Genomic DNA, 14,516 nt, shown 5'->3' with positions numbered 1-14,516 from the left:
TTCGAGCGCGATGGCCGATACCGGGGCGGGCCCGGCGGACGGATGCTCGGTGCCATGGCAATCATCGAAGCGAACGGGGTGCGCAAGTCCTACGCCGGCCGCCCCGTGGTCGACGGCGTCACTTTCGCTGTCGAAGAGGGGGAGATCTTCGGGATTCTCGGCCCCAACGGCGCGGGCAAGACCACCACCGTCGAGTGCGTCGCGGGTCTGCGGGTTCCCGACGCGGGCACCGTCCGGGTCGCCGGGCTCGACCCGGTCGCCGACCGCGACCGGGTGACCGGACTGCTCGGCACCCAGCTCCAGGAGAGCGAGCTCCAGACCAAGATCACCGTACGCGAGGCCCTGGACCTGTACAGCGCCTTCTACCCCCGGCCCGCCGACTGGCGCCCGCTCGCCGAACGGCTGGGCCTGGGCGCCAAGCTGGACACCCGCTTCCACCGCCTCTCCGGCGGCCAGAAGCAGCGGCTGTCCATCGCGCTCGCCCTCGTCGGCCGGCCCCGTGTGGTCATCCTGGACGAGCTGACGACCGGCCTGGACCCGCGTGCCCGGCGCGACACCTGGCAGCTGATCGAGGACATCCGGGACGGCGGCGTCACCGTCGTGCTCGTCACCCACTTCATGGAGGAGGCCCAGCGCCTCTGCGACCGCATCGCGGTCATCGACCGGGGGCGCGTCGTCGCGCTCGACACCCCGTCCGGTCTCGTCGCAGGCGCCGACGGCTCCACCGTCATCTCCTTCACGCCCTCCGCACCGCTGCCCGAGGCCGAACTCGCGGGCCTGCCCGGCGCGGTGTCGTGCCGGACCGAGGGCGGCCGGGTCGTCATCAACGGCACCGACGAGACCGTCAACGCCGTGATCTCGCTGCTGGCCCGGCTCCGCGTCACCGCTCACCGCCTGCGCGTCTCCGAGGCCACCCTGGACGACGCCTTCCTCGACCTCACCGGCCCCGCCGACGGGCCCGGCCGCACAGAACGGGCAGCCTGAGATGGCCACAGCGCACCCCGCACCCACCGCCCCCGCGCCCCGCGCCGCCGTGCCCGGCGCGACGCTCGCCGTGCTCAAGGCGGAGACCCGGCTCTTCCTGCGCGAACCCGGCAGCCTCTTCTGGATCGTGGTCTTCCCGACCGCGCTCCTGGTGATCCTCGGCCTCGTCCCGTCCTTCCGGGAGCACGACGACGGCCTCGGCGGCCGGCGCGTCATCGATCTGTACGTGCCCGTCGCGGTGCTCCTCGCCATGATCATGTCCGGGCTCCAGGCGATGCCGCCCGTCCTCACCGGCTACCGCGAACGCGGCATCCTGCGCCGCATGTCCACCACACCGGTGCGGCCCTCCGCGCTGCTCGGTGCGCAGATCGCGCTGCACGGCGCGGCCGCGCTCGTCTCCGCCCTGCTGGTCGTCACCGTCGGGCGGACCGCCTACGGGGTGCGGCTGCCCGGACAGCCGTTCGGCTATCTGCTGGCGCTGCTGCTCGCGGTCGCCTGCGTCCTCGCCATCGGTTCGCTGATCTGCGCGCTGTCGCGTACGACGAAGATCGCCGCCGCCGCGGGCTCGCTCGTCTACTTCTCCATGATGTTCACGGCGGGCGTCTGGGTCCCCGTCCAGGCCATGCCCGACGCCCTGCGCCGCGTCGTCCAGGCCACCCCCTTCGGCGCCGCGTCCCAGGCCCTGGACCAGGCCGCCCGGGGCTCCTGGCCGAGCTGGGCCTACCTCGGAGCGGTCGCCGCCTGGGCCCTCGCGGCCGGGTGGACCGCGATCCGCACGTTCCGGTGGCAGTAGAGGGGGGACCGGGGCGCCTGGGAGACTGGCGGCCATGAGCGCACAGGTGCCGACGGCCGAACAGTGGTGGGGGCGGTTCTTCCGGTACGGCCCGTACGGGCTGCTCGGCCTGGCCACCGTCGTCTCGGCCGTCTCCCGGAACCTCGTCATGTCCCCGGCCGACGAGCGCGCCGCCATGGTGCTCCTCCCGGCGGCGCTCGTCCTCCAGCTGTGGTGGTCCCGCGCCGCCCCCGCCGCCGGGCCGAGGGCCGGGGTCCTCTACTTCACCGCCCGCACCCTGCTGGCCCTCGGGCTCACCTGGTGCAACCCCTTCTTCTCCATCTACGCGGTGCTCGGCTACTTCGACGCCGGCCGGGTCCTCCCGCAGCGAGCCATGCGGCCCGGCCTGCTCGCCGTCGCCGTCATCATGGCGGGGGCCCAGAGCGGCAGCACCCTGCCGCCCGCCACCCTGATGAACTGGGTCGTCTTCGGGGTCGTGCTCGCCGTGCACGTGACCCTCACCATGATCTTCGCCCAGATCGGGGCGCGGGAGGCCGATCAGGAGCGGGCCAGGACCGCCACCATCACCGCCCTGGAGACCGCCAACGCCCGCCTGGAACAGGCCCTCGCGGAGAACGCCGGGCTGCACGCCCAGCTCCTCGTCCAGGCCCGCGAGGCCGGGGTGGCCGACGAGCGGAGCCGGCTGGCCGCCGAGATCCACGACACCATCGCCCAGGGTCTCACCGGCATCATCGCCCAGCTCCAGGCCGCGACCTCCACCGCCGACACCGACCCGGACGTCGCCCGCGAACACCTCGTCCGGGCCGCCGCCCTCGCCCGGCACAGCCTCGGCGAGGCGCGCCGCTCGGTGCACAACCTGCTCCCCGCGGCGCTCGAACACGACGACCTGCCCGGCGCGCTCCAGAAGACCGTCGCCACCTGGTCCCGACGCAGTGGAGTGCGCGCCGAGTTCACCGTCACCGGCACCGTCGCCCCCCTGCACGACGAGGTCGGCGCCACCCTGCTCCGCATAGCCGAGGAGGCCCTGGCCAACGCGGGCCGGCACGCGGGGGCGTCCCGGGCCGGGGTCACCCTGTCGTACATGGGCGACGAGATCACGCTCGACGTCCGCGACGACGGCCGCGGCTTCGACCCGGCCGCGCTGCCCCCGTACCGGGGCGCGGGAGGATTCGGCCTCGGGGGCATGCGCTCGCGCGCCGAGCGCATCGCGGGCACCGTCGAGGTGGAGACCGGGCCCGGCCTCGGCACGGCGGTCAGCGCCCGGGTCCCCCTGGTGCCGCACGGCTGACCCCGTACCGTTGTCCTCATGGACCGGGAGCCCGCGCGCGTCATCACCCTGATCGTCGTCGACGACCACCCCGTCGTACGGGACGGGCTGCGCGGGATGTTCGCCGCCGCACCGGAGTTCCGGGTGCTCGGCGAGGCGGCCGACGGGGTCGAGGGCGTCGAGATGGCCTTCCGGCTCGACCCCGACGTGGTGCTGATGGACCTGCGCATGCCCGGCGGCGGCGGGGTCGCCGCGATCACCGAGCTGACCCGGCGCGGCGCCCGCTCCAAGGTCCTCGTCCTCACCACGTACGACACCGACTCCGACACCCTCCCCGCGATCGAGGCGGGCGCGACCGGCTACCTCCTCAAGGACGCGCCCCGCGAGGAGCTGTTCACCGCCGTCCGGGCCGCCGCCGAGGGCCGGACCGTCCTCTCACCGGCCGTCGCGTCGCGCCTCGTCTCGGCGATGCGCGCCCCGGCCGCCCCCGGCAACGAGACGCTGTCCGCCCGGGAGCGCGAGGTGCTGGCGCTCGTCGCCCGGGGGACCTCCAACCGGGAGATCGCCGCCGAGCTGTTCATCAGCGAGGCCACCGTGAAGACCCACCTCACGCACCTCTTCGCCAAGCTGGGCGTCAAGGACCGCGCCGCCGCCGTGGCGACGGGCTACGACCGCGGCATCCTCGGCTAGGGGGTGTCTTGCCGGTCAGGGCCGGGGCCGCGGTGTCTGGCACGGCACCTCGCGGCGTTGTCGTCAGTCAACAACGCTCCGCGTTGCCTCCATCCTCCGCCTTGCGATGCACCGCACCAGACACCGCGGCCTGATCCGGCCCTGACCGGCAAGGCACCCCCGCCCGGCCCCTCACTCCCGTACGCGCAGCAGCAGCACCGACCGCTCCGGCACCGTCAGCCGCTCGCCGCCCCGGTGCACCGTGCCCGGGGGGTCCGCCTGGTCCTCGCGCGAGGTGTCCAGGACCAGTTCGTACGCCCGCGCCCACGGCGGGCCCGGCAGCAGGAAGTCCGCCGGTTCGTGGCCCGCGTGCAGGACGGCCAGGAAGCTGTCGTCGGTCACCTGCTCGCCGCGCGCGTCCCGCCCGGGGATGTCGCGGCCGGAGAGGTAGAGGCCGACCGTCGCGGCCGGGGCGTACCAGTCGGACTCCGTCATCTCCGCGCCCGCGCCGGTGAACCACGCCAGGTCCCGCAGCCCGTCCGGGGCCTGCGGGCGCCCGGAGAAGAACGCCCGGCGGCGGAGCACCGGATGGCGGTGGCGCAGCGCGAGCACCCGCGCTGTCAGCGCCGCCAGCTCCCGCCACTCGGGCCGCTCCAGCAGCGACCAGTCCACCCAGCCGGTCTCGTTGTCCTGGCAGTACGCGTTGTTGTTGCCGCTCTGCGTACGCCCCATCTCGTCGCCCGCGACCAGCATCGGAACACCGGTCGACAGGAGCAGCGTGGTGAGCAGGTTGCGCAGCTGGCGGCGGCGCAGCGCGTTGACGTCCGCGTCGTCCGTCTCGCCCTCGGCGCCGCAGTTCCACGCCCGGTTGTCCGAGGTGCCGTCCCGGTTGTCCTCGCCGTTGGCCTCGTTGTGCTTCTCCTGGTAGCTCACCAGGTCGCGCAGGGTGAACCCGTCGTGCGCGGTGACGAAGTTGACCGAGGCGTACGGGCGCCGCCCGCCCCACGCGTACAGGTCGCTCGACCCGGTCAGCCGGTAGCCGAGGTCCCGCACGTCGGGGAGCGCGCCGCGCCAGAAGTCCCGTACGGCGTCCCGGTAGTGGTCGTTCCACTCCGTCCACAGCGTCGGGAATGCCCCCACCTGGTAGCCGCCGTTGCCCACGTCCCAGGGCTCGGCGATGAGCTTGACCCGGCGCAGCACCGGGTCCTGGGCGATCACCGCGAGGAACGGGGAGAGCATGTCCACGTCGTGCATGGAGCGGGCGAGCGCCGCCGCCAGGTCGAAGCGGAAGCCGTCGACGCCCATCTCGGTCACCCAGTACCGCAGCGAGTCCGTGATGAGCCGCAGCGCGTTCGGCTGGACGACGTGCAGGGTGTTGCCGCAGCCGGTGTAGTCCGCGTACCGGCGGGCGTCGGCCTGGAGGCGGTAGTAGCCCCTGTTGTCGATGCCGCGCAGCGACAGCGTGGGGCCCAGTTCGCCCGCCTCCGCGGTGTGGTTGTAGACGACGTCGAGGATGACCTCGATCCCCGCGTCGTGCAGCGCGCGCACCATCCGCTTGAACTCGCCGACCTGGCCGCCCGCCGTGCCGCTCGCCGAGTAGCCGGCGTGCGGGGCGAAGTAGCCGATGGAGTTGTAGCCCCAGTAGTTGCGCAGCCCGCGCCGCAGCAGGTGGTCCTCGTGCGCGAACTGGTGCACCGGCAGCAGCTCCACCGCCGTCACTCCGAGGTCCTTCAGATACCCGGTCGCCGCCGGGTGGGCGAGCCCGGCGTAGGTGCCGCGCAGCTCCTCGGGGATGCCGGGGTGCCGCTGGGTGAAGCCCTTCACGTGCAGCTCGTAGATGACGGAGTCCGCCCACGGCGTCTTCGGCCGGCGGTCGTCGGCCCAGTCGTCGTCATCGTGGACGACGACCCCCTTCGGCACGTACGGGGCGGAGTCCCGTTCGTCGCGGACGGTGTCCGCGAACCGCTGGTCGGGCCAGTCCCTCACATGGCCGTACACCTCGGCCGGAAGGGTGAATTCGCCGTCCACGGCCCGGGCGTACGGATCGAGCAGCAGCTTCGCCGGGTTCCACCGGGCGCCCGTCCACGGGTCCCACCGGCCGTGCACCCGGTATCCGTACCGCCGGCCCGGCCGCACCCCGGGCACGAAGCCGTGCCAGACCTCGTGGGTGAGCTCGGTCAGGGGGAGCCGGGTCTCCGTGCCGTCCTCCGCGAAGAGGCACAGCTCGACGGCCTCCGCGCCGCCCGCCCAGAGTGCGAAGTTGGTGCCCGCCACCCCGTCGGGGCCGGTCCTGAAGCGGGCGCCGAGCGGCATCGGCGCCCCCGGCCACACCGCGGGCGGGCGCGGTCCGGGCGTCGCGGCGGCGACCGCCTCCGAGACCGCCCCGGTCGCCCCCGCCACCGTCCCGGAGCCCGTCCTCGGTGCTGCTTCCTGCTCGGCTGCGCTCGACACCTGCTCGCCTCCCGCGGCTCGTGTGACCGGCACCGGAAGGGGTGTGCGGCGTCCCGGCCGCGGCTCCCCGAGTGCGGCCGTCCCCTCTGTTCTGCCCACCGGGCGGCCCGCACTCACGTTTCCCCCGGCCCGCCCCCGTCGTTGGGGGGACATGACTGACGTAGCGAAGAAGGCAGGGACGCCCCCGTTCGCCGCATCGCACGGGCGGTGCCTGCTCGCCGTACTGGCGCTGCTGGCCGTGCTGACGGGCTGTTCGGGCGCCGGTTCGTTCATCGGCGGGAAGGGGAAGCCGCAGGAGGCCATCCGGGTCACGCCCGCCGACCGGGCCGAGGACGTCCGGGCGGACACCCGGGTCGGGGTGGAGGTGTCCGACGGCCGGCTGGAGAGCGTCCGGGTGCGGCGGATCGAGGACGCGCGGGAGCAGGAGGTGCCCGGCCGGATCGCCGAGGACGGCCGCTCCTGGGCACCGGCGAAGGGGGCGCGGCTCGGCCTCGCAGCCAAGTACAGCGTCGACGCGGTCGCGGTGGACGGCGGCGGCCACCGCGCGGCCCGGCACACCACCTTCACCACCGCCGTCCCCAAGGACCGCTTCATCGGCTACTTCAAGCCGGAGAACCGCTCGACCGTGGGCACCGGCATGATCGTCTCCTTCGAGTTCAACCGCCCCGTCACCCGGCGGGCGGCGGTGGAGCGGGCGATCCGGGTGACCGCCGATCCGCCGGTGACCGTGGCGGGGCACTGGTTCGGGAAGAGCCGCCTGGACTTCCGCCCCGAGGAGTACTGGCAGCCCGGCACCGAGGTCACCGTGGACATCGGGCTGGCCGACGTGGAGGGTGCGCCGGGGGTGTACGGCAGCCAGCGCAAGACCGTGCGCTTCACGGTGGGCCGGGAGCAGATCTCCCGGGTGGACTCCGCCGCGCACACGATGGAGGTGCGCCGGGACGGGCAGCTGGTCTCCACGGTCCCGGTCACCGCGGGTTCGCCGACGACCACCACGTACAACGGGAAGATGGTGGTGAGCGAGATGCACGAAGTGACGCGGATGGACGGGCGGACCGTCGGCTTCGGCGGCGAGTACGACATCAAGGACGTGCCGCACGCCATCCGGCTGACCAAGTCCGGCACCTTCCTGCACGGCAACTACTGGTCCGACGACAGCGTCTTCGGCTCCACCAACGTCAGCCACGGCTGCATCGGGCTGCGGGACGTCCAGGGCGGCAGCGGCTCGACCCCGGCCGGCTGGTTCTTCGACCGCACCCTCATCGGCGACGTGGTCGAGGTGGTCAACTCCCCGGACAAGACGGTCGCACCGGACAACGGACTCAGCGGCTGGAACCTGGACTGGGCCAAGTGGCGGGCGGGTTCCGCACTCCGGTAGCGGGTCGGCGGAGGCCCGGCGCCACTTGGGACGGAACGGTGACAATTCCGAGAGGATCTGCCCGCAGTCGGTGTGATTATCTCTTTGCTGAGCGCGCGTGTGCAGCGCGCGGGGGCGGGAACCCACGGGTTCCCCGGGCCTTGGCGGGGCCAGGCCGTGTGAGGGGAGACGACCACATTGAACGGGCAGCCGATATCGGGGACATCGGCCGGGACGGGCGGCAGGCGGCGGCTGCGGGGAGCCACCGGTCTGCCGGCCCTGGCGGTGGGTGCGCTGTTGCTTCTGGTGACGGCGTGCGGCGGGGGCGACGCCGACGGGGGCAGCGCGGACGGCAAGGCGGGCGGGGTCAAGGACCAGGACACCAGTGCCTCGCAGGCGGTGGTGACCGTCGCGCCCAAGGACGGGACCGACGATGTCGCGACGAGCGGCGCGCTGAAGATCAGCGCCGCGCAGGGGAAGCTGACGGTCGTCAAGGTCTCGGACCCCAAGGGTGGCGAGGTCGAGGGGAAGATCGCGGCGGACGGCGCGAGCTGGGTGCCCGACCAGCACCTGGCATCGGCGACCAAGTACAAGGTCCACGCGGTGGCCAAGGACGCCAAGGGCCGTGAGTCCGCGAAGGACACCTCCTTCACCACACTCGTCCCCAAGAACACCTTCATCGGGCAGTACACCCCGGAGGACGGCTCGACGGTCGGCGTCGGCATGCCGGTCTCCATCCACTTCACCCGGGGCATCACGGACCCGGAGGCCGTCGAGAAGGCCATCAAGGTCACCGCCGAGCCCGCCGTCCCCGTCGAGGGCCACTGGTTCGGCAACGACCGCCTGGACTTCCGCCCCGAGCAGTACTGGGCCGCGGGCACCAAGGTGACCGTGAAGCTCAACCTCGACGGCGTCGAGGGCCGGCCCGGGGTCTACGGCAAGCAGGCCAAGACCGTCTCCTTCACCGTCGGCCGCAGCCAGGTCAGCACCGTGGACGCGAAGTCGCACCGGATGAAGGTCGTCCGGGACGGCAAGCAGATCAAGGACATCCCGATCTCGGCGGGCGCCCCGGCCACCACCACGTACAACGGCCAGATGGTCATCAGCGAGAAGCTGCGGGTGACCCGGATGAACGGCGACACCGTCGGCTTCGGCGGCGAGTACGACATCAAGGACGTGCCGCACGCGATGCGCCTGTCCACCTCGGGCACCTTCATCCACGGCAACTACTGGGGCGGCCCGGGCGTGTTCGGCAACGCCAACACCAGCCACGGCTGCGTCGGCCTCCAGGACGTGCGAGGCGGCGGAAGCTCCTCCATGCCGGCGGCCTGGTTCTTCAACAACTCGCTCATCGGCGACGTCGTCGTCGTGAAGAACTCGCACGACAAGACCATCAGCCCGGACAACGGCCTCAACGGCTGGAACATGAGCTGGTCGGAGTGGACCAAGTAGGTCCGCGCACCTCACACCCCGGCGGGCCCGGCACCGAGATCCACGGTGCCGGGCCCGCCCGCGTCCGCCGTGACGCACGGCACCGCCCCCGGCCCGTGCCGCCCGCTGTTAGCGTTGGTTAACCTGCACCTCATGACCGTAACCCTCGAAGTAAGCGACGGCGTCGGCACCATCCGCCTGGACCGCCCGCCGATGAACGCCCTGGACGTCGCGACCCAGGACCGGCTGCGCGGGCTCGCCGACGAGGCGTCCCGGCGCGACGACGTGCGCGCCGTGGTGCTCTACGGCGGCGAGAAGGTGTTCGCGGCGGGCGCGGACATCAAGGAGATGCAGGCGATGGACCACGCGGCCATGGTGCTGCGCTCCAAGGCCCTCCAGGACTCGTTCACCGCCGTCGCCCGCATCCCCAAGCCCGTCGTCGCGGCCGTCACCGGCTACGCGCTCGGCGGCGGCTGCGAGCTGGCCCTCTGCGCGGACTTCCGCATCGCCGGGGACAACGCCAAGCTCGGCCAGCCGGAGATCCTGCTCGGCCTGATCCCGGGCGCGGGCGGCACCCAGCGGCTCGCCCGTCTGGTCGGCCCCGCCAAGGCCAAGGACCTCATCTTCACCGGCCGCCACGTCCGGGCGGACGAGGCCCTGACGATGGGGCTCGTGGACCGCGTGGTGCCCGCCGCCGAGGTGTACGAGCAGGCGCACGCCTGGGCGGCCAAGCTGGCGAAGGGCCCGGCGCTGGCACTGCGCGCGGCCAAGGAGGCCGTCGACGCCGGTCTGGAGACGGACATCGACACCGGCCTCACGATCGAACGGACCTGGTTCGCCGGTCTGTTCGCCACGGAGGACCGGGAGCGGGGCATGCGCAGCTTCGTGGAGGAGGGCCCGGGCAAGGCGAAATTCCTCTGACCGACAGGTGGTTGAAGGGCCGCCCGAACGCCGGTGGAGAACGCGAACAGGCGCGTTCATCCGTGCGGGCGGATTAGCGGAACCTTAAGAGAACCTTAAGGATGCCCGCTCCCGGAGCGCCGCCGAACCCGACCGGAGGTGCTGTTTTCGCAGGTCAGAGGGGCTGTTTTCGAGTGCTCAGTGCCAGTGGCATATGCCGGAAGCCCCTCGGGGACCGACTGATTACGGGTCGTGTATTCCCCCGGAACGGCCCCGGAAGGCCCGTCGTGCGGCCATGATGGTGTGCATGGCGGGCCTGGAGGGTGTGGAGCAGCCGCGACCGCGCAGCAGCGCGACAGCGGCACGGAGATTGCCGGCCGTTGAGGACGAACAGGCGTTCAAAGCGCTGGAGTTGTTCGGAAACCCGACGGAGGAAGAAGTCCGGCTGCCCTCCCGCCCGGAGTCCGCGGCGACCGCCCGCCGGCTCACCGCGTGTGTCGTCCTGCACCAGTGGGCGCTCTCCCCGCAGGCCGCCGAACACGCCGTCCTGCTCGTCTCCGAGCTCGTCGGGAACGCCGTGCGGCACACCGGCGCCCGGGTCTTCGGGCTGCGCATGCTGCGCCGCCGCGGCTGGATCAGGATCGAGGTGCGCGACCCCTCGCGCGGGCTGCCGTGCCTCATGCCGGTCCGCGAGATGGACATCAGCGGTCGCGGCCTCATGCTCGTGGACAAGCTCTCCGACCGCTGGGGCGTGGACCTCTTACCCCGGGGCAAGACCACCTGGTTCGAGATGCGCATCTCCGACCGCTGACCCCGCCCTCCGCGGGGCGGCCCGGGGCAGACAGAAGCCCCCGTGTCGGCCGTGGTGCGGCGCCTCGGGGGCTTCTGTGGGGGACCGTGAAATGGGGGGTGTGTTCACGGCCGCTCGTGACGACCTGGCCCGGGTCAATGGGGGTCGTGACATCGACTATGACAGACGGAAGACTCCGCAGCCAAAGCTGCATTCTTCGCATCCTGCGTCATATATGGACATTTCACTGAAGAAACGCAGGTGTGGTGGGTCACGTGCCTGGAAATCGATGAATATTCATGAGTTCATGCGCATGATCCATTGATCATCCACGATGTGGACGGCGCGTGCCCGGTTCGCATCCCCTCCCACGCACCGGCCCGCCCGGGGCGCCCGATAATCTGAGCCCCGTCAGACAGTCATACGAAGGGGCGGAACAGTGGCGGACATCGAGTCGGCGCGCAAGGCGTTCGAGCGGTACGACCTGAACGGCGACGGGCTGATCTCGGCCGCCGAGTACAAGAGCGTCATGGCGCAGCTGGGTGACCCGTACGTCACCGAGCCGGTCGCGCAGGCCGTGATCAACTCCCACGACGCGAACGGCGACGGGCTCCTCACGTTCGACGAGTTCTGGGCCGCGCAGAACAAGGGCTGAGCCGACACAGGGGCCCAGCCGGCACAAGGGCTGAGCCGACACAGGGGCCCAGCCGGCACAAGGGCTGATCCGGGACAGGTGCCGGGGCCACCGGTTCCGGCCACCGGCGGCCTCCCCGGCCCCGGCCGGGGAGCGCGGGGGCGGCGCGGCGAGAAATGTCCGGAAATCGCTGACGCGGCCCCGCGCGCCGGTCCCGGTCACCACCCCGCCCGCCCCCGCGCGGTCCTGTCAGGCCGCGAAATTACGGGACATCGAGCTGTCCTCCTCGATCTCCGTCAGCTCCGGGCGGGTGTAGCGCTCGGCCCGCGCGTGGTAGTCGAAGTCCCCCCGTACGAGCCCCCGGTAGTCCCGGACGCAGCGCTCCAGGGCGATGCGCGTCGGGCCCTCGATTCCCGCCGCCTCGATCTCCTGCACGAGTTCCTTCTCGGCCCGCTGTACCCGGTCGGCGATTCGGCCGAGCAGAATTCCGGCTTCCTCCACCGCCTCCTGGAGCGTGCAGCCCCGGTCGCGCTGGAGCAGCCGGACGGTGTTGTGCTCGTATCCGAGCACCGCCTCCTTCTCGAACGAGCAGATGTCGTTGCAGAGCCCGGAATGGTCGGCCACCGCATTTCGCAGCGCGATATAGGCGGGCAGGCTCCGGGCGGATTCCGGGAGGTCGATTCCGGCGGTGATCTCGTGCAGATCCAGGAACGGCTGCATCGCCACGGAATCGCGGCGGTGCTTCACGAAGTCGGCGGTGCTCGGCACATGGCCCGCCGCCCGGTCCACGGCCTCCGCGTAGTACGTCCACAGCCAGGCCGCGGTGTCCCGCCGGAACTGCCGCACCCAGTGCGCCGGACGGTCCACACAGGTCCGGGCGAGCAGTTCGTCCAGCGCGTGTTCCATGCGGCCGACGGGGGCCCGCACCCCGTCCAGGACGTCCACCAGACGCCCGATCGCACTCTCGCACAGCCGGGGGTCGCGCCCTGCCGGGCCGTCGTCGAATTCGTCGTCCACCAGGAAGGCCCAGAACAGCCACTGGCAGAACAGGTCCAGATGCTTCTGCGAGGCCCGGGGGAATATCAGCGAAATCCAGAGTTCCGGGCGGGTCCGGATCATTTTCTTCACGGCCACGGGTGACAGGACGAGTTCACTGGCCTCCGCCCATTCCCAGGCGGCCTTCTTCGTCTTCTCAACTCCCGGATGACATCCCGCACTTTCGAACGGCATGTGGAATTCGGGAAGCGCGATCTTGCTCATGGTGCACCTCGTCGTGACGATAAGAACAGGGCAGGGGGGTGCGCGAGACGGATACGCGCACGCGGAACGCGCGACGACGAGTGGCGGACCACCGCGCGGCCGTGCGGCAGCGGCCCGCGCCGGTAGGGCGGGAGCGCGGTGGGAGCGCGGGCGGGCCGTGACGGAGCCCGCCGCACCGGCGGTGCGGGACGGGTGCGGCGGGCGGTCACCGGCGGGCCCCCGGCCGCCCCTCCGGACGGCCGTACGCGGTCCGTACGGCCGGATCACGCCGTGGGCGTGCCGGGGCAGGGGCGGCTGGCATGGCTGTCCTCTTTCCTCCGCGCGGACCGGGCGGCCGGAGCCGGTCCCGGGGCAGCGCGCCGCCTGACGTGCGCGGCGGTCGCGTCACCACTCGTCACGTCCAGTGAACTCCCCGCGAGCGAGAGAGGGAAGGAGCAGGTGACCGAAAATGTGTGATCGACATGAACTCCTGCTCGGTTGTGAGCAGTTGGTCTACTCCTGGGGTTTCCCCGGGCGGGTCAGTTGTAGCCGAAGCCCGCCGGGAGCGGCGACGGCTCGAAGAGCCGGGCCGGGACGGCTTCGGCGAGAGCCCGGTAGCCGGCCGGGTTCAGGTGCAGGTGGTCGCCGACGTCCAGGGAGGAGCGGAGCGCGGCGGGCCGGTGCGGATCGCGGACCGCCCGGTCGAAGTCCAGCACCGCGTCGAACCGGCCACTGGTGCGTATCCAGGCGTTGACCGTCCGCCGGGCGTCCTCGCGGTACCCGTCCGGATCGTCGTAGCCCGTGTTGCCGCCGAAGGGCGTCAGCGTGGCCCCGTACACCCGGATGCCCTGGGCGTGGGCGCGGGTGATGATCTGGTCGTACGCGGTGATGACGGCTTCGGCCGTGCGCTTCTGGGCCGCCGGGGTGGCGTCCGCCGTGCCGATGTCGTTGACGCCCTCGAAGACGATCAGCCGGTCCGTGCCGCTCTGCGCCAGGACGTCGCGGTCGAGCCTGGCCAGCCCGTTGGGGCCCAGGCCGTCGGCGAGCAGCCGGTTGCCGCCGGCCGCCTGGTTGACCACGGACGTGCGGTCCGTCAGCCGCTGCTGGAGCACGTCCGGCCAGCGGTCGTTGCCGTTGGTCGTCGAGCCCCGCCCGTCCGTCAGGGAGTCCCCGAGCACGGCCGTCGCCGACGTGGTGGACCGGGCCCAGACCTCGACGCCGCTCAGGAGGTACCAGTGGTCGGTGGTCGTCGCGCCGGGCAGATCCGCGTCCCGTACGTGGTCGCCGCGCAGCAGGTGCGAGGTCGTGCGGGAGCCCGGGTGCGAGGTGAGGGCGGTGGACGCCTGCCCGGTCGCCAGGTAGACCGTCGCCGTGAGGTTGGACCCGGGGGCGACCCGGAAGTCCAGTGGGTCGGAGACGGCCTGCGCCCCGGCCGGTACGTCGATGGACGCCGAGCCCCGGAAGGTCACCTTGTGCGAGGTCCCCGGACGGATCGCCCCGGTCCCCGCCTTCCCGTCCAGCGGGAGCGCTACGGAGACCTCGGTGATCGGCAGCACCGCGCCGCCGAACGCGTTGGAGAACCGCAGGCGGATGTGGTCACCGCCCGCCGAGACGTGGACGGTCTGTCGCAGCGTCGTGTCCGTCAGCACGGAGTCGTCGCCGGTGAAGGGGGCCGGGGGCATGTTCGACGGCTCGGTCAGCTGGGGCATGGACGTCCAGGTGCTGACCCAGTGCGCGCCGCGCTCCCGGGGGCCGGGCGCGCCGCCGGAGTGCGCGTCACCGGCGCCGAGGGCCGGGGAGACGGCGGCGAGGGTGGCGCAGAGCGCTCCCGCGGTGATCAGGCTGAGGAGCGACGTTCTTCGGTTCATGGCGGTGTTCCCTCTGCGTGGTGGGGTTTCTCCATGCACACGTGCGTGCCCCGGCCGGGCACGCGGCAGATTAGCCGCACCGGAACTTTCGGTCAACGGTCCGAAATATTTCGACGCTCTGGGGGTGAGGGGT

12 protein-coding genes are annotated in these 14,516 nt (G+C 72.2%); 9 read left to right on the top strand and 3 right to left on the bottom strand.

Features of this window, described 5'->3' with window-relative positions:
- The first annotated feature begins 54 nt into the window (after positions 1-54).
- The 4 genes from ACZ6C6_RS10275 to ACZ6C6_RS10260 are packed head-to-tail and all read left to right on the top strand — an operon-like array spanning position 55 to position 3,734.
- Entirely contained in the window at positions 55-984 is a 930-nt protein-coding gene (locus tag ACZ6C6_RS10275; protein WP_469201133.1) for an ABC transporter ATP-binding protein, read from the top strand.
- Between the two features lies 1 nt (position 985).
- A complete protein-coding gene (locus ACZ6C6_RS10270) occupies positions 986-1,777 on the top strand; it encodes an ABC transporter permease (protein ID WP_469201130.1) in 792 nt (263 codons plus the stop codon).
- Between the two features lie 34 nt (positions 1,778-1,811).
- Complete coding sequence (locus tag ACZ6C6_RS10265; protein WP_469201127.1) at positions 1,812-3,065, top strand: sensor histidine kinase; 1,254 nt, start codon at positions 1,812-1,814, stop codon at positions 3,063-3,065.
- Positions 3,066-3,083: 18 nt separating this feature from the next.
- Positions 3,084-3,734: a response regulator gene (locus ACZ6C6_RS10260; protein WP_469201125.1), complete on the top strand. Its 651-nt coding sequence runs from the start codon at positions 3,084-3,086 to the stop codon at positions 3,732-3,734.
- Positions 3,735-3,905: 171 nt separating this feature from the next.
- Here ACZ6C6_RS10260 and glgX read toward each other — a convergent pair whose 3' ends face one another.
- Entirely contained in the window at positions 3,906-6,164 is a 2,259-nt protein-coding gene (glgX, locus tag ACZ6C6_RS10255; RefSeq protein WP_469201123.1) for a glycogen debranching protein GlgX, read from the bottom strand.
- 151 nt (positions 6,165-6,315) lie between these two features.
- Between glgX and ACZ6C6_RS10250 the strand changes: the two genes are divergently transcribed.
- The 5 genes from ACZ6C6_RS10250 to ACZ6C6_RS10230 all read left to right on the top strand — a co-directional run bounded on the left by ACZ6C6_RS10250 (position 6,316) and on the right by ACZ6C6_RS10230 (position 11,297).
- Positions 6,316-7,542 (top strand): L,D-transpeptidase, encoded by a 1,227-nt coding sequence (locus ACZ6C6_RS10250; RefSeq protein WP_469201122.1) that lies wholly within the window; start codon positions 6,316-6,318, stop codon positions 7,540-7,542.
- A 177-nt stretch (positions 7,543-7,719) separates the two neighbouring features.
- Positions 7,720-8,973, top strand: coding sequence for a L,D-transpeptidase (locus ACZ6C6_RS10245; protein WP_469201120.1), 1,254 nt, complete (start codon positions 7,720-7,722; stop codon positions 8,971-8,973).
- Positions 8,974-9,105: 132 nt separating this feature from the next.
- Complete coding sequence (locus ACZ6C6_RS10240; RefSeq protein WP_469201118.1) at positions 9,106-9,873, top strand: enoyl-CoA hydratase/isomerase family protein; 768 nt, start codon at positions 9,106-9,108, stop codon at positions 9,871-9,873.
- A 274-nt stretch (positions 9,874-10,147) separates the two neighbouring features.
- Complete coding sequence (locus tag ACZ6C6_RS10235; protein ID WP_469201115.1) at positions 10,148-10,663, top strand: ATP-binding protein; 516 nt, start codon at positions 10,148-10,150, stop codon at positions 10,661-10,663.
- 418 nt (positions 10,664-11,081) lie between these two features.
- Positions 11,082-11,297, top strand: coding sequence for an EF-hand domain-containing protein (locus ACZ6C6_RS10230; RefSeq protein WP_018102550.1), 216 nt, complete (start codon positions 11,082-11,084; stop codon positions 11,295-11,297).
- 228 nt (positions 11,298-11,525) lie between these two features.
- Here ACZ6C6_RS10230 and ACZ6C6_RS10225 read toward each other — a convergent pair whose 3' ends face one another.
- Positions 11,526-12,536: a terpene synthase family protein gene (locus ACZ6C6_RS10225; RefSeq protein ID WP_469201113.1), complete on the bottom strand. Its 1,011-nt coding sequence runs from the start codon at positions 12,534-12,536 to the stop codon at positions 11,526-11,528.
- Between the two features lie 518 nt (positions 12,537-13,054).
- The gene (locus tag ACZ6C6_RS10220; protein ID WP_469201111.1) at positions 13,055-14,383 is read right to left on the bottom strand and encodes an SGNH/GDSL hydrolase family protein; all 1,329 of its coding nucleotides are present in this window, start codon (positions 14,381-14,383) and stop codon (positions 13,055-13,057) included.
- Positions 14,384-14,516 lie beyond the last annotated feature (133 nt).

The organism is Streptomyces sp. NPDC041814 (assembly GCF_055590565.1).
This window is presented reverse-complemented; position numbering and strand designations above follow the sequence as displayed.